Genomic DNA, 19,608 nt, shown 5'->3' with positions numbered 1-19,608 from the left:
CGTTAGCTGATTAGCATTTTTAAGATGAGGTCAACTCTCATAGAGAGAGGATTTTTTTATTTTCTCATTCTTCTCATTTTCCTCTCTAACAATTTTTTTTCCATTTAATATGTCCTTTATTTCATCTCCTGTTAAAGTTTCAAACTCCAGTAGATTTTCGGCAATGAGATCTAAGCCTTTCTTATGCTTGGTCAAAATCTCTTTTGCTTTTTCATAGCAAAAAGACACAACTTTCTTCACTTCTTCATCTATAAGTTTTAACGTATCTTCAGAAATTATGTCAGAACCATGCATGGTTTGTTCGCGATTGTGATAGATCGGACCTATTTTGTCGCTCATTCCCCATTTTGTTACCATAGAACGTGATAAATCTGATGCTTGTTTTATATCCGAAGATGCACCGCTTGTGACTTTATCGTAGCCAAAAATTAGCTCCTCTGCCACTCTTCCACCCATAGCAACAGTAATATCTGCTATCATCTTTTCTCTTGTGAGGGATACTCTATCTGTTTCTGGTAGTCTCATAACTAAACCAAGTGCTCTACCGCGTGGAATAATTGTTGCCTTGTGTATAGGATCAGAAGCAGGCATATTAACAGCAATCATCGCATGACCAGCTTCATGGTATGCAGTGAGCTTTTTTTCTTCCTCTGTCATAACTAGGGACCGTCTTTCCACACCCATCATCACTTTATCACGTGCATATTCGAAATCATCCATGGTAACAATCTTCTTGTTTCTTCTTGCAGCAATAAGTGCAGATTCGTTCACTAAATTTGCTAAATCAGCTCCAGAAAAGCCTGGTGTTCCTCTTGCAACTGTTTTCACGTTTACATCTGGTGCTATTGATATTTTCTTTATATGAGTATTTAATATCTTTTCACGCCCATTTATATCGGGTAAAGAAATAGTAATCTGTCGGTCAAAACGACCAGGCCTAAGCAGTGCTGGATCTAAGACATCCGGACGGTTAGTCGCAGCAATTATTATTACACCTTCATTAGACTCAAAGCCATCCATCTCAACTAATAACTGATTTAATGTTTGTTCTCTTTCATCATTGCCGCCACCAAGAGCAATGCCACGATGCCTACCCACCGCATCTATTTCATCTATAAAAATTATACAAGGAGCATTTTTCTTGCCTTGATCAAACATATCACGAACACGACTTGCACCAACACCCACAAACATTTCAACAAAATCAGATCCAGAAATACTAAAGAATGGCACATTAGCTTCTCCTGCAATTGCACGAGCAAGTAAAGTTTTACCAGTTCCAGGAGAGCCAATTAAAAGGCACCCTTTTGGTATTTTTCCACCTAATATTTGAAATTTTTGCCTTTGTTTAAGGAAATCAACGATCTCTACTAGCTCTTCTTTTGCTTCATCAATTCCGGCAACATCATCAAATGTTACTTTTTTTCCACTAGTCATGAGTCTAGCTCTTGACTTGCTAAAGCTTATAGTTCTGTTGCCCCCCGCTTGTGTTTGTTTAAGAAAGAATAGCAAAAAGCCAATAAAGATAAATGTTGGGACCCATGAGATAAGTAATCCACCAATTACGCTCATGGCAGAATCTCCAGTTGAAAAGGAGAACCTCACTTTTCTATCATGTAAATTTTTTATTAGGTCGCTATATATGACACCGTTTGAATTGAAACTTGAACCATCCCTGAACTTGCCTTCAATGCTCTGGTTTTTTATAATAATATTTTCTACATCATTGTCTTCTAGTCTAGTTAAAAATTCCGAAAAAGGTATAATTGTTTTACTTTTACCTACATTTCCGCTGAACTGAATATAAGCAACTGAAATAAGAACAATAATTACTAACCAGATCAATAAGCCTTCTAAAAATTTTTTCATTTCTATTTCTAACTAAATACTAATCAAGCTTACCAAATTTTGTTTTATCGTGCTATTAATAATGCATTGAGCCTTATCGTCATTGGTATTTTTTTCGTTATAATTTACATCAGGATAAGCAAGCACCTTTCCATCTTTTAGCACTACAGGCAAAGAATAGAAAACTTCAGGGCAGCAGCTGTAATCCTTCAGAAATTCAGGAACTTTTTGTGTTTTTTTTAATGGAGCGATGATAACTGAACACTCTTGATTTCCGAGTATTGTGCAGCTAAATCTGTTATCCCATTGAGTAGGTTCATTTAAAGGTAGGTTTACGGTAATTTCTTGTATCTTTGACGATTCTCTAATTATCAAGATATTTTCTCCATACTTTCTTATTTTGCACCCAGAAAGTGTACAGTTAACATTACTATCCTTTTGCAATATTTTATTAAATATTACGATAAGGCTATTATACCTTGGTTTATAGTGTTTACTGGCAATTGCCATTATAGAGTAAAGAAGAAGCCTCAAGGCTATTTCCTCTGGCAATTGATAAAATTCACTTAGTTTAATTTCAATATAACCAAGATCATGCACATTAACGCAGTCATTAAACGCAAGGCGTGTGTAGTGCATCAACGCTTTTGCAGCTCTTTTCATATGAAGGGCTGTGAGGCATATTCGCTCTGTTAAAATCTCTTGATTGTTACTTGCTTTAAGTAAGTTGCGGTATAAAGTTCGTCTGTATTTTAAGTCATGATTGCTTCTATCTTCGATCCACTTTAACTGGTGAAGCTTAGCGTACTTTTCTATTTCACTACGACTAAAATTTAACAATGGCCTAAATATATAAATACCATTTAGGAAAGACTTGTAGTCCATTGATGATAATCCATCTACGCCGCTACCTCGCTCTAATCTTAATAAGAACGTTTCTGCTTGATCATCTTTGTGATGAGCGACGAGCAAACATTTAACATTATTGTTTTTACACCACTCTGCTAGTAACTTATACCGTGCTTTTCGTGCCTGTAACTGAATATTGCCTTTAATATTTTGCTTTTCCCAATTTAATATGAACGATTCCTTTGCTCCAAGTTCCTTTGCATAACTTACAACAAAATCAGCTTCTTTTTGAGACTCTGGACGTAATCCATGATTTACTGTTAATGCTATAGGAAGTGAAAGCTTGTTTTTTTTTGCCCAGTTAGTCATTAAGTGCAGTAAGACTATACTATCTACACCACCTGATACTGCAACTGCAACTTGATTATTATAGAAAGCAAAACTATTAACCACATTTTGAAATAATAACTCTAATTCCATTATATCTCTTGATGGCCAGATAGTCTCTACGTCATACAGCGACTTATTTGTGGTATATATAGATCCCGCTAACAAGCAACGAAATATGACAAGTTTGTCCTTTTTTGTCCACCCCAGTGCCCTTTCTTTATGTCATCCCAGTGCTTGACACTGGGATCCAGGTTTTAATCTATTTCTTTATTCCAGAAAATGAAAATTCCACTCTACGATTTTTAGCATGCTCTTTTTCATATTTAGAATTTCTAGAATCATCTTTTACATTAACCAAAGGCTCAGTTTCACCTTTAGAAGCAGTTTTTATTCTGTTTTCTATGTAGGGTGTACAACTAACCATAAATTTTTTAGCTGCATCTGCCCTTCTAGCGCCTAGCGCAAGATTATATTCATGAGAACCACGGTTGTCAGTGTGACCAGTTAAAGTAACCTTCGCGTCAGGGTTATCTTGTAACACTTCCATTACGTCAAGTAATGCATCTGCACTTACTTCAGCAATACTAGATTCATCATAACCAAAGAAAACTCTTTTATCACCTATCTGCTTAACAACAGAATTCATTTTATTTGTTGTATTTGCTCCTTTTTTTGGGCAAGAACTTACACCAGTAAGTAATAAACAAAAACAGCACATTATAACCAGTCTACTCCACATTACTAAACCTCCATAAATTTTAAATAGTGCGTAACTTTAATTTCAGTAGCTAATATCTCTCCATATTGTAATATAGTCAAGAGAAATAAAATACTAAATACTTTTTCTACAACCTTACAATTAATTTTCCTATAATATGCTGGACTCTGAGTAGAAAAATCCAATAAAAGAATAAAAAGTACAATTTTTTATTGTACTTTAAGCAAATATACTTTTAACTTTATTATTAATCTATCACGATGTTAAACAGATGTTTTCTAAAATAATGAACAAATATGAAATCTTATAAGTTTTTAGAGGAAGTATTATATAGGGTAAAGAATATCGAAAATACGCTAAAAGTACTAAACCAAAGCCAATTGAATATAGAGGACAAAGTTGAACAAATGAGTCTTCTAGAAGAAATCAGACATGAAATTATCTCTCATGACGCAATAAAGGAATCATTAGCAGATGCTCTTGGTAACAAAAAAAGTGCAAATACTCAGCAGCTAAAGTTAATAGAGAGAATACATAAAAGCAACAGTGCTGTTCCTATTGATTTAGTAAAGTCTTTATCCAAAGCTAAGGTTGAATGCCAAAATTTATGGAAGCTATCTCATTCTGAAACCAGTAACTTAGAAAAACTAAAAGAACGTTTTACTGATTTAATCACACTCATTCGCGAAGTAGCTTCTATAAAATCGCGGCAATTAAAATGCTCAAAATACGACTCACTGCTTGCTGACTATGACTCTGATATCACAGAAAAGAATATAAGGGAAGTATTCCCCAAGGTAGGCAAATTTTTTAGCGAAAATGTAGATAAAATAATTGAAAAGCAGAAAAAGGATAAGGTTACTAATATACAAAAAGTTGCTACTCAGAAACAGATTGAACTTGGCTCATTATGTTTACAGCAAATGGGTATTGCACTAAATGAGATTCGTACTTCTTATTACTATCCTATAGATTATGATGAATCTGATTTTTGTTATGGTTTATTTTCACTTTTACGGCATAGTGGTTATGCAATTTATCAAAAATGTTTAGCGCAAAATTCTATAAGTAGCCCAATTATGAGACATGTTATGTATGAAACTCAAGGGTTATTCATGGAAAGGATGATTGGAACATCCAGAGAATTTATTGAGTTCATTCAACCACACATAAAAGAGAAGTTTGCTATAAAAGGCAAAACTAATAGCAGTGTTGAAAATTTGTACTTGGTTTTCAATGAAATAAACCTTTCTTCTTTTTTAAAAAATGCAGATGAATTTAGTCTGTTAGCTCATATTATGTTGAGAACTAAGTTAGAACAAGATATAATAAATGGCACATTGGAAGTCAAAGACCTGCATGATGCGTGGTTGGAAGGTATGAAGCACTATAAAATTCCAGTAAAAGCTAAAAATGAGCTAAACACTTATTTTCAAGATGAATATTGGGCAAGCGGTGTTATGGGCTACTTTCCTATAAAAATTATTGCTTTAATTGCTGCTGTGCAGATTTTCTCTTTCGTTAAAAAGAATCATTACGAATCATTAAGTGCTATAATAAAAGGAGATTTTAGTTTACTTATCAGTTGGTTATCTCAAAATGTATACAGTGCAAAGTGTGGCCTGGAACTGCTAAAAAAAGTAACAGGTAAGGGTTTAGACGTTGAGTGTGTTACTTACTACTTATCTGAAAAGTATAATTTGTCTTAATAAATGGTTTTCTTGAGTTATGTATGAATTTTGTTCGAAAATTAACCGGAAAGTTTTATAGCCTTTTTACTTTCAAAGGTTTGTTTGCTAGCGATATTGCTATAGACCTTGGTACTGCAAACACTTTAGTTTATCAGAAAAATCAGGGAATAGTGCTTGATGAGCCTTCAGTTGTAGCAAGAATAAAGGAAAAAGGAAGCTACGTTCCTTATGCTTTTGGTAAAAAAGCTAAAATGATGCTTGGGAAAACGCCTGGAGAAATAGAGGCGATAAGGCCCTTAAAGGATGGAGTTATTGCTGATTTTAAAAGTGCGGAAGAAATGCTAAAATATTTCATACGCAGTGCAAACACAAAATTCACTGTTAATAAACCTAATATTATCATATGCGTTCCATCTGGATCCACGCCAGTTGAAAGGCGTGCTATACAAGATGCAGCAGAAAGTGCTGGTGCAAATGAAGTATTTTTAATTGAAGAACCAATGGCTGCAGCAATCGGAGCTGGGCTCCCGGTTACTGAACCTGAGGGTTCTATGATCGTTGATATAGGAGGCGGTACAACTGAAGTTGCAATTATTTCTTTAGGCGGAATTGTTTATTCACGTTCTGCCAGAGTAGGTGGCGATATTATGGATGAAGCAATAAAATCATATATTCGTGAAAATCATAAGTTATTAATCGGTGAAACAACCGCTGAGAAAATTAAGAAAAGCATAGGTTCAGCCAGTCTGCCAGGTGAAAATAACAAAGAGGGAATGATAATTAAAGGCAGGGATTTAGTGAGTGGCATGCCAAAAGAAATGCTTTTATCAGAATACCAAGTTGCAGAGAGTTTAATAGAGCCTGTACATCAGATAATTTCTGCTATTAAGACTGCGCTGGAGAGCACTCCACCTGAACTTTCTTCTGATATAGTCGATAGAGGAATAGTTTTATCCGGTGGTGGTGGATTATTACGTAATCTAGGTAAAGTTATCAGTGAAACAACAAAATTACCGGTTCGTGTTGCAGATGACCCACTTTGTTGTGTTGCCTTAGGTAGTGGAAAAGTGCTTGAAAACATGGATTATTTTGGCCATGTTTTATTCAAGCAAGATTAAATTGTTTTTGAAGGTAGTTTATCGAATTGTTTTGATGGAATTATGTAATATAAATGAGATCCCAGTGTCATGCACCAAGTAATTTGAAGGCAACTTCTAGCAGAAAAGGGTGTCATCCGAGTAGCTAACACTGGGATCCAGGAAACTTGATTACAAATAAATATGCTGTTTTAATGAATTTGTGTAATAGAAGCTAGATTCCAGTGTCAGCTACTTTCATGACATCATCTACTATGTAAATTGCCCCCAAATCAAAACGTTTGCACAGTTGTATGTTGGAATGACACAAGATTTGCGTTTATAAATTAAGGCGATTATGCTAAAAGAATTTGAAATTGAACCTCTGCTAAAAGATAAAGCTCCGCACCAGACCAAGGCTGTTGTTGCAATGTCCGGTGGAGTTGATAGCTCCGTTGCTGCAGCACTGCTATATAACTTTGGGTACCAGGTGATAGGTGTGACTCTTCAACTCTATGGCACCGACGGTAATGCTAACGCAAGAAAGGGCGCATGCTGCGCTGGACAAGATATTTATGACGCTAAGCGTGTGGCTGAAAGTGTTGGCTTTCCTCACTATATTTTAAACTATGAGGAAATATTCAAAAAGGAAGTAATAGAGGATTTTGCGAGTACCTATATGCGTGGGGAAACTCCCATACCATGCGTGAGATGTAACCAAACGGTAAAATTTCGTGATCTATTGCAAGTTACAAAAAATCTTGGTGCGGATGTGCTCGTAACAGGACATTACGTGAGAAGGTTAGAAAAAAATGGTGAGGTAAAGTTGTGCAGAAGCATTGATAAAAGTAAAGATCAAAGTTATTTTTTGTTTGCTACAACTCAAGAGCAGTTAAAGCTTTTGCGATTTCCGCTAGGTGGGTTCTATAAAAGTGATATAAGAAAATTAGCAAAATATTTCAGTTTACAAATTTCTGAAAAGCCAGACAGTCAAGATATATGCTTTGTTTCCGAAAGCTATAGTAAAACAATAGCTAAATTAGCTCCACAATCTGTACAGAAAGGTAAAATTGTGGATGTGAATGGAAAAGTGCTAGGTGAGCACAGTGGCATAGTAAATTTTACAGTAGGGCAAAGAAAAGGCTTAGGTGTTGGGTACAGTGAACCTCTTTACGTGATAAAAATTAATACAGAGAATAATGAGGTTATAGTAGGTCCGATCAACGCATTAATGCAAAAAAAAATATTGATCAAAGAGTTAAATTGGTTAGAACAACCAAAGGAAGGTATGGAAGTAACTGTGAAGCTGAGATCATCACATGCGGGAAGTTTAGCAACAATACATTCAACTGACGAAAAAAATAAAGCCTGTGTCATTTTAAACGACGATTACTTTGGCATCAGTCCAGGTCAAGCCTGTGTAGCGTATAAAGATGAGCAAGTTATCGGCGGTGGATGGATATGCTCTTAACTAAAAGCTTTAATGCAGAGTGTAAACATACAATAGACTTCTTGCATAACCATATAACAGAAACGAAAAAACTTCCTTGACAAACCTCGCCACCCCCCTTATCATGAAACTGAAGGTATTCAGTTATCTTCATCTGTGCAGATTAAACAGCAAGAAAACAACGTAGTTGGCGTCTTATTTTTAATTTTTTGCACTATGTGCACCTTATGTCTTCACAACATTTCTGGGTTTTTACCTATATAAGCTGAAACGCGCTTATAAGTCGTTTAAGACAGTATAGTACGCCAATTTGCAGGATTAGAGAGTGACAATTAGCTAACACGGGATTTCTTTTGCCTTTTTTTCTGCTTAGTAAATTTCTTAAACATTTATAGCTAAGGTTAGTTGCATTTAAAAGCAGCTAAATTGCAGTGTTTAAGACTTAAAAAAACGCCAATACTGAAAATAGATATTAATCGGGGCTTCTTTTGCCTTTTTTTCGTTTGGTAAATTTTTTAATGTTTATGGCTAAAGATTACACGAATGTTGCAATTACAAAAGCGATCTCTACTAGGAGGATGTCATTCCAGTGCCCCTGTGATGTCATTCCAGTGCTCCTTTTTTTGTCATCCCAGTGCTTGACACTGGGATCCAGGAAAGTTTGCTTGTGAGCAAGCAAATTAGCATAGAAAAACGTTTTCGATGAGATTGCAGAAAGGCTGGATCCCAGTGTCAAGCACTGGGATGACAGGGGAGGGAGGCTACTTTCATGACATCATCATAAAGTAAAATGAGATCCCAGTGTCTGGGCACTGGGATGACAAAAATAAGGAGGCTACTCGGATGACACCTTTTTTCTGCTTAGTTTAGGTTATGCAAGAAGTCTAATAACATTTATTGCTATTTTACCCTATATCGCTTATACTATAAAGTAGAACATTATAGGTTTTAGCAATGGTTAAGGAAGTTGAAGAACTAATAAAAATTATTGGCAAGGGTAATTTATTAGAGACTTTGTTTATTTTTTTAGGTGGCTTTCAACATGCTGACTTAGATCGTTCTATGGACCGCAGAAATCATTTTGGTTTGTCTGAATTCATTAGAAAAGAAAATGAACTACTAGATAAGTATTTTAACTTAAAGTTTAGTCTACAAGGACTGTTTTTAATTTATGCTCAAGCTTATCAAATTCTAAGTGAAAGCAATAACCTGAATACTAAAGATGTCATAGATGAAATATATAAAGTTATTAAGGAGTCTAAGTTAGGTAAAGATGTCAATGAAGTGGTAGATGGAAGGAAATTAGATTTACTTAATATCTTAGCAAATCCAAAGAGAGAACTAATATTTAAAACAGAAGAAGATTTTGAAAGTAAGGTACTTACTGACGTTAAAAAATTATTAAATGAAAAATCTGACAAAAAGTTTTATTTTAATAAACTTGTTATCGACTGTTACTATTCTATTCATCAAGATATAAAAGTAGATAGGGATGTAGCTTTATTGTTTTCTCTATTATCTTCTTTTAGCGGTAGTTATAAAGAACCTTTGTCACCTGATAAAATAGTAAAAAGAGAAGTATTAGAGATATGTGAGAATCAGTTAATAGAGAGCTATATAATGTTCTTAGCTGGCAAACTACACATGATCAGATTATCAAGTAGAGATGGAACCATCAAATATACAATCAACCATGAGAATGTGGATCGACAAGAGAAAGAATTAAAAATGGATGGATTAATATATCCTATAAATACAAAAAACACCCTAGAGCAACTGTTAGAAAACCAAAATAGTGATGAATTTGAACAATTAGTAACAAGCCCTAAAAATATATACTACTCAGTGCCACAAGAAGAGAATAAATGTAGGCCAAATTTCATTGTCAGCAAGAAAAATCATAAAAACACAGTCTGTAAACTTATTTTAGGTATGTTTGTATTGTCTGTTGGGTTATATGTTGCTGATTATTTCTTTATGGAGCAAAAATTATTTAATCCAATAAAAGGTGTCCTACCACAGGATAATTTTGTTAATCTAGTAATTGCTGCAGTGCTTACTATCGTAATAGTATATGCTTTATTTCAATTATCACAGGAACCACCACTTTCAACAGTCAATAAGATGACGAATGAAAATTTAGGACAGCCCGTGCAAAATAAGTTTAGAATTACATAAATGTAGCAACTTAAAAGCATATATTGTATAATGCTTATTCTTAAGTTAAGAGGTAATTTATGGATTTAAGTAAAATAACAGCGGGACCAAATGCGGTGAATGTGGTAATTGAAATAAGTGCGAATGCTGAGCCTGTAAAGTATGAATTTAATAAAGAGTTTGGGTTGTTACAAGTTGACAGATTTTTATCTACCTCAATGACTTATCCTTGCAATTATGGGTTTTTACCAAATACCTGCGCAGGTGATGGTGATCCTGTGGATGTTTTGGTGCTAACTCAGTTTCCCTTAGCATCTAGTGTTTTAATATCGGTGCGTCCAATAGGCGCATTACTCACTAAAGATGAAAAAGGAGAAGATGAGAAAATATTAACAGTGCCTGTTTCCAGTGTTGATAGCTATTATGACAATATAAAGAACTATTCTGATTTATCTAAAAATCTACTAGATAAAATTGCTCATTTCTTTTCTCATTATAAAGATCTAGAAAAGGGAAAAACGGTAGCAGTTGGAGAATGGGTTGGTGTAGAAGAAGCAAAACAAATTATTGCAAGCTCTATTAAAAGCGGAAATTAGTTTTTGTTGATTTAGCCTGGAATTACAGTTATTCGGAAAAACGTGGTTGTTTTTAATGGGTAAATATTGGTATCCGTTTAGGATAGCGGCAAGGTAGTATAACCATAGAGTAAAAGTGAGTTTACAACAAATGGTGTCATCCCAGTGCTTGACACTGGGATCCAGTCCTTTCGCACAGTTCCATCAAAAACGTTGTAAAGGATTAACCGCTTTCGTGTTTACCAACTTAGTGCCCAATCTGGATCCCAGTGTCAAGCACTGGGATGACAAGAAAGGGAGCACTGGAATTTTTGTTTCAGCATTAGCCATGCATCTGAACAGACAATGGCGTCAACTTAAGGACACATTTTAGACTTCTTTGTTGAAATAAAACAGAAACAAAAGTGCTGTTTATTGCAGCTTTTGGGTAATTTAATGGTAAAAATTTTAGAGAGAAATTTTATACACAATCACTGATATTTTTCCTTAAGTTGACGCCATTGTCTGAACAGATACAAATATTGCAATTAAAAGCATTAGACAGGTGGTAGAGGTCTTGGTATTATATAATCTTTAGGTTCTAAATTTGGAAGGGTGGCCGAGCGGCTGAAGGCGGCGGTTTGCTAAACCGTTATACGACCCAAAAGTCGTATCGAGGGTTCGAATCCCTTTCCTTCCGTATACTGTTTTTAGCACGGTCTAAATTCGCTATATTGGCATGTTTTTAGCCTGTTTACCTGATCTTGTTGCAATGGTTTTTATTTCCGTCTTTAACTATTAAAAAGTTGGCTAGCATTGACTCAGTATTTATTATAGAATTGGTTATTAACTAAACAACTTTACTTGTATGTATAGAATACTAATTTTACTATTGATAGTGTTGCCACTTAGGTTGCTTGCAACCGAGATTGAAATTGTTGCAGATGTAAATGGTGAACCAATTTCAAATTTAGATATCGAAAAACGCATCAACTTTATAAATTCATTGTTTGGCACTCAAAGTGTTAATCAAAAAGAAGCAAAGCCTCAAGTGCTTAGGGAGCTAATAGACGAAATTATCATTATCAATGAAGCACAGAGGCTGAATATAAAATTGAGCAACGAGGAGTTAGATAATGCTATTATGTTATTTTTAACCCAAAGTTTTAAACTTAAGGCTAATGAAGTTGATCAATACATAGAGAAGCATAATATAGATCTTGGTATTTTAAGAAAACAAATAAAATGTCAGTTACTGTGGAGCAAAATTATTGAAGTAAGAATTGTGCCATTTATTAATATAAGCGATAAAGAAGTAAATGATGTAAAAAGGCAAACAGAAAAGCCGGATTATCTTATCACGTTCCAAGAGTTTATAATTCCTGATCAAAAAGACAAGGACGTTTATGGTATAGCTGAAGATTTAGTAGAAAAATTACGTAATAGTAATAACCCAGAATCTCCAATAAAGATGCGTAAAGCAACAGTTAATTTAAGTCAGCTAAAAGGAAAACTCAAGAACGTTTTAGAAGGATTAGAAGCCAGCGACATAGCAGGTCCATTCAGTTTCAGTGAAGGTTACTCTGTTATAAAAGTAATAGATAAAGTACAACTTAATCATGCACTGCTGGAAAGCACTTTAAAATTAAAACAGATTGTGGTTGAAGGTTCAGAAAGTTTATTGGATAATTTCAAGGAGCAAAAAGTTAATTGTTTAAATTTTGATAAATTGGCAGATAATTTTAAGCTGCCAAACGCAAAAGAATTTGAAATAAAAATGCGAGATTTAAATCCTGATTTACAGATTTTATTTAGTAAAACAAGTGTGAATGAAATAGTAGAATTGAGAGAAAATGGCACTGCAAAGTTGATGATGTTGTGTGATATCAAGAGTAATGTAGCGGGTATAGAAGCAATCAAACAGAAAATGTACCAACAAAAGATTATGATACAAAGCAACTTGTTATTAGATGATATGCGTAAAAATGCAGCTATCAGTTATCGGTATAGTTGAAGTCAGAGAGTGTCCTTGTCTCTGTCTTTGTGTATAGAACTATATAAATTACTTTGTTCTATAAAATTTCAAAAAATTTGAACAAATGTAGTTAAAATAGCACATGAAGAATATAATGCTAATTGGTGGTGGAGTTGGAAATGCAGTGTTATTTTCGATAGGGAAGGCATGTCTTGAAAATAATAACAAGGTTTTGTACTTCGCTGGCTATAAGAAATTAAGTGATGTATTTAAACGAGCACTGATAGAGCGTGCATCAAATGCGGTAGTTTGGGTATGTGAAGAAGGATTGATAGAAACAAGCAGAGATCAAGATAAATCCTTTCATGGTAATATAGTTGATGCAATAGTCTCTTATCAACAAGGAAGATTAGGTATTAATTTGAACGCCATAGATAAAATTATCACTATTGGTTCTGATAAAATGATGAAAGCTGTGAATGAAGCTAGAAAAACAATTTTAAAGCCATATCTGAAGTCAAGTCACATAGCGATATCGTCAGTTAATTCTCCTATGCAGTGTATGATGAAAGAAATCTGTGCTCAATGTGTTCAGCAACATATGAATAAGGAAACAGGAGAAAGAAGTTTTGTTTATAGTTGCAGTAATCAAGACCAGGATATGGAGTGTGTTGACTTTGACTTTTTAAGTGAGCGCTTGAAGCAAAATAGTTTACAAGAAAAACTTACTGCAAAATGGATAGATCATGTTCAAAGATATTAAACAGCACAAAAAGGAAATAAGAGAGCAATATAGAGCTATAAGAAAAGATATTGATGAAAGTTATTCCAGTTATGCAGCAAGTTCCCTTATTAATCTCTTTAATCAGAACTTAAGTTACGTTAAAGGCAAAACAATAGCAGCTTACATTCCAATGGATGGAGAAATAGATGTTGTGCCTTTGATGCATAGTTTACTCGATTTAGATTATAAAATAGCAATTCCTAATAAAAATAAGTTACTAAAATTTGAGAAATGGAACAAAACAAATGAAGACGTAATTCCTGACGTAATCATTACTCCTGTTATTGCTTTTGATGATCATTTTAATAGATTAGGTTTTGGCGGTGGTTGGTATGATACAATGATAGAAAAACTGCGGCCGCTTGGAAAAATATTTATAGGTGTAGCCTATGAGAAACAATATTGTAAAGATTTACCTGTAGAAAAACATGATCAAAAATTGGATATTATAATCACTGAGATGTGTGTTAGATTTGAAAGTGGATTGCTCAAAAAAGTGGATAGATAAGGAGTAGCGTAATCCCACTTTCTAAGGGAATGTTCAAAAAAGTGTGTCAAACCGAAAAAAAAGTAATAAATTGATATAAAAAAATGGAGGTGTGACAATGAGTCAGAAAGTAGTAAACAGAACTAACGGATTGGTAGATTATAAAGAGTTGGAAACAAATATCCTGTCGTCTATACGAGAAGGAAGACCGTTGACAGGAAGGGAGGGAGCATTAACACCATTTATAAAAAAGCTGCTGGAAGCAAGTTTGGAAGGTGAAATAGAAAACCACTTATTAGCTGAAAGTGAAGAGAATAATCGAAGAAATGGGAGAAATGGAAAGACTTTACGGACAAGTGCCGGTTCATTTGAACTTTTGACGCCAAGGGATAGAGAAGGAAGTTTTGAGCCGCAAATAGTCAAAAAAAGGCAAACAAGCTTACATCCAGAGCTTGAAACGAAGATTTTGAGCACATTTGCCAGTGGTATGAGCTATAGAGATATAGCGTCACACGTTGAGGAAATTTATGATCACAAAATATCGGCGGCAGAGATATCAAGTATTACCGACAAATTACTGCCTATAATCAATGAATGGCGTAGTCGTCCACTGCAATCAGTATACCCGATAGTATTTATGGATGGGATGTTCTTTAAGGTCAAAGAGGATGGACATTGCGTAAGTAAATGTATGTACAATATATTGGGCATAGACCAAAATGGCAGAAAAGAAGTCCTGGGCTTTTATTTGGCTGAAAGTGAAGGAGCTAACTTTTGGTTGGGAGTGCTAAATGACCTCAAAGAAAGAGGAGTAGAAGATATTCTGATTGCATGTGTAGATGGGCTAAAAAGCTTTCCTGCAGCTATAAATAGTGCGTTTCCTAAAGCAGAAGTACAGCTATGTATAGTGCATCAGATAAGAAATTCACTAAAATATGTATCCAGCAAAGATGTGAAAGTTTTCATGAATGATTTGAAAAAAATATATCGTGCTACAAGTAAAGAAATTGCTGAAAATTACTTACTTGAGCTGGAAGAAAAATGGGGAGAAAAGTATCCTTTAGTTATAAAATCGTGGCAGAACAATTGGGAAAATTTATCTGGTTATTTCAAGTATTCTAGCCCAGTTAGAAGGCTAATTTACACCACAAATCCAATTGAGGGGCTGCACAGACAGATCAGAAAATTCACTAAAACCAAGGGCTCATTTACCAGCACAAATGCCTTGTATAAACAGGTATATTGTGCTATAAAGAAGGTAGAGCAAAAATGGACTATGGCTCTGCCTAATTGGGCTTTAACTATGTCTCAACTTGATATTTTCTTTCCAGATAGATTGAAAATTGAGTTGAACTAAAAATGCGCTTTGACACACTTTTTTGAACATTCCCCTTTCTAATAGTAATTTTTGCGTCAAAACGCTCCTCAAATGCATCAACTCGGTCCTGTGATTCCTTCTTCACTAACTCGTGCAGCACTTGAAATACCTAAGTGAGAATTTGGCTTCATTTCCTGAGCTTTCTTATTAACTTTTTGTTCTACCTCTTTTATGTCACTACCAATTGCCATAATTGCAGGTTGAAATTCGCTCATAAAATCTACAAGTTTCTCCATGTCTTCCTCATGAGTACTAGTACCCTTGCTCATAAGATTGTTCAAAAGACCAGCCTTATCTTCCCTTATTAACTGTCCTATGGCTGCTAGTTGCTCTTGATTCTGAAGCATTTTTATTATTTTTATTTCATTACTAAGCATTGTTCTTTCTCCTTCATCAGCTTCAAGATTCTTTTCTATTAAATTACTTATTAACTTTTCAAAATTATTTTCTCTTCTTTGAACCTCAGGTAATTTATCTATTAAATCCTTATATGAACTTTTCACTGCTTTTCCTGCTTCAATCGCTCCTTCTTTTATTTTTTCCCCTGCCTTTCCTATACCTATTCCTACATAACGCGCTCCAATAGCTACAAGCGCTATTAATGTAGCAAGCACAATAAGCGGAGAAAATGCTACTCCTAATACTATTCCAGCAGAAGCTATTCCAATTTTTTTATTTGCAGATGCTGATTTAAAATAATTGACTAGATTGTCCAGTGGACCTTTATTATTATTTATAACATTACTTATTGCTTGCTGATTAACAGATTTTAACGCCTCTTCTATTATTTTTGAGTCAACATTTTCAGAAGTTAAACCTTTAAGTGCTTCTTCAATGAGTTTTATAAATAATTCTTTATTTACCTCCTTTTGCAAGCCTTGGTCATTAATCGCTAAACCTAAATCTTTGAGGTTCATCTCTTTAACTTGTTCTGATAGGGTTGTAAATAACTCTTTTTTCCCCTCTTGTGAGGATTGTGCAATACTTTCTATTATATCTGAAATAGCTTTTCTTAGTTCTGGATAGTCAGTGTCAAAAAACATACTATTGCTAGATTCCATATTCAGCTTCGTTGATTATAAATATGCCTAATTATACATACTAATCATTAATTATATTATAATTGATATAACATACCCCTTTCCAAATATAGAATTTGTATTAAAATATCTAGATTGTATGAAATCAAGGTACTTTATGGGTGAAAAAAAATTAAAAGCTGCTGTGGTTTTATCAGGGTGTGGTCACCTTGACGGTGCAGAGGTAAGAGAAGCGGTTTTAAGTCTGCTTGTGCTTGATCAGCAGGAAGTGGATGTTAAATGCTTTGCACCTTACATCAATATCACACAAGTTATGAATCATAAAACAAAGGAGGCAGTGAAAGAAAAAAGGAATGTGCTTGCAGAATCAGCAAGAATCGCAAGAGGCGAAATATATGACTTAAAAGAAGCCAAAGCTGAAAATTTTGACATGCTAGTTGTACCTGGTGGATACGGGGTTGCGAAAAATTTATCTGACTTAGCTGAAAGTAAAGACATGGTAACAGTAATGCCTGAATTTGAAAGATTAGTTTCAGAATTTTTTGTTACAAAAAAGCCAATAGGAGCGATATGCATATCTCCAGCCATCATTGTTTCAATTTTAAGTAGCAAGATAGGTAAAGAAGAAAGTAAGGTTAAGGTAACTATAGGAGATGACAGAGAACAGTTGATAGAAAGGCTTGGCGGCGAGCACATAAAATGCGATACAGGGTTATCAATAGAAGACGAAGAACATAATGTATTTTCCTGTTCTGCTTATATGCGTAGCGACGAAAGTATATACTCTGTATATCAAGGGATAAAGCATATGATTGACAGCATGGTAAAAAAGATTAACAAAAAAACTAAATAGCCATTCTTCTAAGATGTAGTAATTTAGACTTCCTTACACAATTAACTGTTGAATTTTACATTCCTAGCTGTATTATGGTTATATAGCTAAAGTGCTCTAGGTTTACGACTATTACTTGTTAGCGGCGTGGCGTAGGGCTGCACTAGCTATATATATTTAGCTCTTTTTTTATAAACGCAAGGTGTTTTATATGTCAGACCTTTTCTATATTGAAACTACGTGTTGTGTGGACGGTCAGTGTGATGTCTATGCAGGGGAAGTAAGTTTTAATGATGTCATGTTAGGCAAGTTCAGTCTAAATTCGTGCAGCGGGAAAGAAGCTATGATAAATCTAGACGTTATTACATTCGATATTAATATCGCTATCGATGGTCAAAATGGAAAGACAATAAAAAGAAATCTTAAAGGTCTTGAATTTGTAACTAAAGATGATGGTTCTTGGTATATTAATAAGGGTTTTGGTAATGATAGATTTGAAGTTATAGTAAAGCAATCATAATTTTACATCTCAGGTGTAACATTTAGTATAGGTGCTATTCTATTTATAATGTTCTTTACTATAGGCGCAGCAATTATTCCCCCGGTATGGTGTATCCCTTGAGGTTCATCAATAGCAATTAGCACTATATACCTTGGGTCAAGCATAGTTAGCACTCCTATAAATGACGCTATGTTTGCATCTTTGCTATATTTACCATCTACAACTTTTTCCGCCGATCCAGTCTTTCCCCCTATTGAATATGCCTTTATTTTTGCTTTTCTGCCAGTGCCATCTGTTACTGCTGCGCGTAATAATTTTCTCATTTCCCTGGAGGTTTTTCTTGAGATAATTTGCTCTCCTATACTTCTTTTATTCAACATCAAGGTTGCGTTATGAAATATCCCATTGTTGATTAATGCTGCTGCAGTTTGTGCAAGATGTATAGGAGTTACAGCTATGCCATAACCATAAGATGCTGTTATTAAAGTGTTTTCACTCCATTTATCCGGGATTATCGGTGTGGATTTTTCTGGTATTTCTATTTTCAAAGGAGAAAATAGCTTCATAGCTTTAAAGTATTCTACCTGTTTTTCAATACCTAGTTTGACTGCAATTTTTGCTGCACCAATGTTGGATGATTTTACAAATATATCTTGCACAGTAATTTTTGGAATTTTAGATTTATGAAAATCCTGAATTTTATACTTTCCAATGGTGATTGGTGTTGATACGTCATATAAATCGCTAGTTTTTGTAGCGTTCGCATCAAGCGCTGCGGCTATTGTAAAGTATTTTAATACCGACCCCATCTCATATACCCCAAGACTGGCGCGATTAAACTTTTGTACGTCTTCTGTCTTATTCTGTAAGTTGGGATTAAAATCAGGTAGGCTGACCATCGAGATGACTTCACTATTTCTCACATTTAAAACAATTCCTACTCCGCCAAGTGCCTGATATCTGCTTACAGCTTTAGTTAGCTCTTCATGCACTATGCTTTGCACTCGTGTATCTAAGGATAGTTGAACATATTGATCAGCAGAGCGTGACCATCCCTGTCGGATGACAGAAGATTGTGCAGAAGCTTGGTCTGGTGTCATTCCAGTGCACTGACACTGGAATCCAGTTTTATGCGCAATTTCATCACAAACATTGTTTTTGACATATGTTTCTGGAATCCGTTGTTCATCACGTAATTTGTCAGTATTTTTATATCTGGATCCCAGTGTCACGCACTGGGATGACACCATCTGTTGTGTGGGGAATTGCTGTGCAGGAATTGCTTTCAAGTTGCAACATTCATACAACTGTATATCAGGTACTTGGATAACAGAATGTTGTTTGTTTTTACTTATATATGCCTCAACTCCTGCAATACCGTTGCCATCTATGTCAGTGTAACCAAGCACGTGTGAAAATAAATTACTGTGAGGATATATACGTTTTACATCGTTATAGAAGTTTATTCCTGGCACGCCGGCGTTTTTTATTGCTAACAGTTCTTTTGGAGTTAAGTGCCGCTTTATCCAAGCAAATTTCTTTTCTGAAGTAAGTACTCTATATAAGTTCTTGTATTCGAGGTCATGCAAAGTAGAACACAGTTGTGTTGCTATACTTTCCGGATTCTTTACTTTGGTTGCATCTATATATAGTGATGTTGTGGGCACATTTGTTGCTATTACCACTCCATTTCTATCTAAAATATCGGGTTGTTTATGTACTATATTATCTTTTCTAAAATTTTCTGAAGTAGTAAGTTGATCAAATGTGAAAGAGAATATGCGAAAAATAATTATTATATAAAATATAAATAGTGGTACTATAAAATACAGTGAGCGGAGCTTATTTTTAAGTAATGCTTGCATATTTACTTGATT

At 34.6% G+C, this 19,608-nt stretch carries 16 protein-coding genes and 1 tRNA gene; 12 read left to right on the top strand and 5 right to left on the bottom strand.

Going from position 1 to position 19,608, the window contains the following annotated elements; translation table 11 throughout:
* Positions 1–30: 30 nt before the first annotated feature.
* The 3 genes from ftsH to OPR49_RS01785 all read right to left on the bottom strand — a co-directional run bounded on the left by ftsH (position 31) and on the right by OPR49_RS01785 (position 3,826).
* Positions 31–1,869 (bottom strand): ATP-dependent zinc metalloprotease FtsH, encoded by a 1,839-nt coding sequence (gene ftsH / locus OPR49_RS01795; RefSeq protein ID WP_265027284.1) that lies wholly within the window; start codon positions 1,867–1,869, stop codon positions 31–33.
* 12 nt (positions 1,870–1,881) lie between these two features.
* On the bottom strand, positions 1,882–3,177 hold the full coding sequence (gene tilS / locus OPR49_RS01790) for a tRNA lysidine(34) synthetase TilS (protein ID WP_265027497.1): 1,296 nt from the start codon (positions 3,175–3,177) through the stop codon (positions 1,882–1,884).
* Between the two features lie 169 nt (positions 3,178–3,346).
* The gene (locus OPR49_RS01785) at positions 3,347–3,826 is read right to left on the bottom strand and encodes an OmpA family protein (RefSeq protein ID WP_065094437.1); all 480 of its coding nucleotides are present in this window, start codon (positions 3,824–3,826) and stop codon (positions 3,347–3,349) included.
* 275 nt (positions 3,827–4,101) lie between these two features.
* Between OPR49_RS01785 and OPR49_RS01780 the strand changes: the two genes are divergently transcribed.
* From OPR49_RS01780 to OPR49_RS01735, 10 genes are all read left to right on the top strand, one after another.
* Positions 4,102–5,514 carry a gluzincin family metallopeptidase gene (locus OPR49_RS01780; RefSeq protein ID WP_265027283.1) on the top strand — a complete coding sequence of 471 codons (1,413 nt, stop codon included), beginning with the start codon at positions 4,102–4,104 and terminating at the stop codon, positions 5,512–5,514.
* A gap of 23 nt (positions 5,515–5,537) precedes the next feature.
* Entirely contained in the window at positions 5,538–6,614 is a 1,077-nt protein-coding gene (locus OPR49_RS01775; protein WP_007548791.1) for a rod shape-determining protein, read from the top strand.
* Positions 6,615–6,930: 316 nt separating this feature from the next.
* The gene (gene mnmA / locus OPR49_RS01770; protein WP_265027282.1) at positions 6,931–8,043 is read left to right on the top strand and encodes a tRNA 2-thiouridine(34) synthase MnmA; all 1,113 of its coding nucleotides are present in this window, start codon (positions 6,931–6,933) and stop codon (positions 8,041–8,043) included.
* A gap of 933 nt (positions 8,044–8,976) precedes the next feature.
* A complete protein-coding gene (locus OPR49_RS01765; RefSeq protein ID WP_265027281.1) occupies positions 8,977–10,200 on the top strand; it encodes a WD1261 family protein in 1,224 nt (407 codons plus the stop codon).
* 59 nt (positions 10,201–10,259) lie between these two features.
* On the top strand, positions 10,260–10,775 hold the full coding sequence (gene ppa / locus OPR49_RS01760) for an inorganic diphosphatase (RefSeq protein ID WP_265027280.1): 516 nt from the start codon (positions 10,260–10,262) through the stop codon (positions 10,773–10,775).
* Between the two features lie 567 nt (positions 10,776–11,342).
* Positions 11,343–11,433 (top strand) — tRNA-Ser (locus OPR49_RS01755).
* Between the two features lie 168 nt (positions 11,434–11,601).
* Positions 11,602–12,747, top strand: coding sequence for a SurA N-terminal domain-containing protein (locus tag OPR49_RS01750; RefSeq protein WP_265027279.1), 1,146 nt, complete (start codon positions 11,602–11,604; stop codon positions 12,745–12,747).
* A gap of 103 nt (positions 12,748–12,850) precedes the next feature.
* Positions 12,851–13,471, top strand: coding sequence for a ferredoxin reductase domain-containing protein (locus OPR49_RS01745; RefSeq protein ID WP_265027278.1), 621 nt, complete (start codon positions 12,851–12,853; stop codon positions 13,469–13,471).
* Positions 13,455–14,000, top strand: coding sequence for a 5-formyltetrahydrofolate cyclo-ligase (locus OPR49_RS01740; RefSeq protein WP_265027277.1), 546 nt, complete (start codon positions 13,455–13,457; stop codon positions 13,998–14,000). Before OPR49_RS01745 ends, OPR49_RS01740 begins: the two co-directional genes overlap by 17 nt.
* A gap of 97 nt (positions 14,001–14,097) precedes the next feature.
* The gene (locus tag OPR49_RS01735; protein ID WP_265026724.1) at positions 14,098–15,336 is read left to right on the top strand and encodes an IS256 family transposase; all 1,239 of its coding nucleotides are present in this window, start codon (positions 14,098–14,100) and stop codon (positions 15,334–15,336) included.
* Positions 15,337–15,413: 77 nt separating this feature from the next.
* Here OPR49_RS01735 and OPR49_RS01730 read toward each other — a convergent pair whose 3' ends face one another.
* Positions 15,414–16,418 carry a hypothetical protein gene (locus OPR49_RS01730; RefSeq protein WP_265027275.1) on the bottom strand — a complete coding sequence of 335 codons (1,005 nt, stop codon included), beginning with the start codon at positions 16,416–16,418 and terminating at the stop codon, positions 15,414–15,416.
* A 136-nt stretch (positions 16,419–16,554) separates the two neighbouring features.
* On the opposite strand from OPR49_RS01730, the gene elbB reads away from it, so the two are divergent.
* Both elbB and OPR49_RS01720 read left to right on the top strand, forming a co-directional pair.
* Complete coding sequence (gene elbB, locus OPR49_RS01725) at positions 16,555–17,250, top strand: isoprenoid biosynthesis glyoxalase ElbB (protein ID WP_265027274.1); 696 nt, start codon at positions 16,555–16,557, stop codon at positions 17,248–17,250.
* Positions 17,251–17,440: 190 nt separating this feature from the next.
* Positions 17,441–17,749: a hypothetical protein gene (locus tag OPR49_RS01720; protein WP_265027273.1), complete on the top strand. Its 309-nt coding sequence runs from the start codon at positions 17,441–17,443 to the stop codon at positions 17,747–17,749.
* A 2-nt stretch (positions 17,750–17,751) separates the two neighbouring features.
* On the opposite strand, the gene OPR49_RS01715 is transcribed toward OPR49_RS01720, so the two are convergent.
* Positions 17,752–19,596 (bottom strand): peptidoglycan D,D-transpeptidase FtsI family protein, encoded by a 1,845-nt coding sequence (locus OPR49_RS01715; RefSeq protein ID WP_265027272.1) that lies wholly within the window; start codon positions 19,594–19,596, stop codon positions 17,752–17,754.
* Positions 19,597–19,608: the final 12 nt, after the last annotated feature.

The sequence above is a fragment of the Wolbachia endosymbiont (group A) of Bombylius major genome (assembly GCF_947251895.1).
GTDB lineage: Bacteria > Pseudomonadota > Alphaproteobacteria > Rickettsiales > Anaplasmataceae > Wolbachia > Wolbachia pipientis.
The sequence above is the reverse complement of the archived record's forward strand: the minus strand, read 5'-3'. Positions and strand labels throughout refer to the sequence as shown.

Coding starts and splice junctions, on each gene's coding strand:
- elbB (WP_265027274.1), top strand. CDS start 16,555: ATGGGTGAAAAAAAATTAAAAGCTGCTGTGGTTTTATCAGGGTGTGGT.
- ftsH (WP_265027284.1), bottom strand. CDS start 1,869: ATGAAAAAATTTTTAGAAGGCTTATTGATCTGGTTAGTAATTATTGTT.
- ppa (WP_265027280.1), top strand. CDS start 10,260: ATGGATTTAAGTAAAATAACAGCGGGACCAAATGCGGTGAATGTGGTA.
- mnmA (WP_265027282.1), top strand. CDS start 6,931: ATGCTAAAAGAATTTGAAATTGAACCTCTGCTAAAAGATAAAGCTCCG.
- OPR49_RS01735 (WP_265026724.1), top strand. CDS start 14,098: ATGAGTCAGAAAGTAGTAAACAGAACTAACGGATTGGTAGATTATAAA.
- OPR49_RS01750 (WP_265027279.1), top strand. CDS start 11,602: ATGTATAGAATACTAATTTTACTATTGATAGTGTTGCCACTTAGGTTG.
- OPR49_RS01775 (WP_007548791.1), top strand. CDS start 5,538: ATGAATTTTGTTCGAAAATTAACCGGAAAGTTTTATAGCCTTTTTACT.
- OPR49_RS01740 (WP_265027277.1), top strand. CDS start 13,455: ATGTTCAAAGATATTAAACAGCACAAAAAGGAAATAAGAGAGCAATAT.
- OPR49_RS01765 (WP_265027281.1), top strand. CDS start 8,977: ATGGTTAAGGAAGTTGAAGAACTAATAAAAATTATTGGCAAGGGTAAT.
- tilS (WP_265027497.1), bottom strand. CDS start 3,177: ATGGAATTAGAGTTATTATTTCAAAATGTGGTTAATAGTTTTGCTTTC.
- OPR49_RS01715 (WP_265027272.1), bottom strand. CDS start 19,596: ATGCAAGCATTACTTAAAAATAAGCTCCGCTCACTGTATTTTATAGTA.
- OPR49_RS01730 (WP_265027275.1), bottom strand. CDS start 16,418: ATGGAATCTAGCAATAGTATGTTTTTTGACACTGACTATCCAGAACTA.
- OPR49_RS01745 (WP_265027278.1), top strand. CDS start 12,851: ATGAAGAATATAATGCTAATTGGTGGTGGAGTTGGAAATGCAGTGTTA.
- OPR49_RS01780 (WP_265027283.1), top strand. CDS start 4,102: ATGAAATCTTATAAGTTTTTAGAGGAAGTATTATATAGGGTAAAGAAT.
- OPR49_RS01785 (WP_065094437.1), bottom strand. CDS start 3,826: ATGTGGAGTAGACTGGTTATAATGTGCTGTTTTTGTTTATTACTTACT.
- OPR49_RS01720 (WP_265027273.1), top strand. CDS start 17,441: ATGTCAGACCTTTTCTATATTGAAACTACGTGTTGTGTGGACGGTCAG.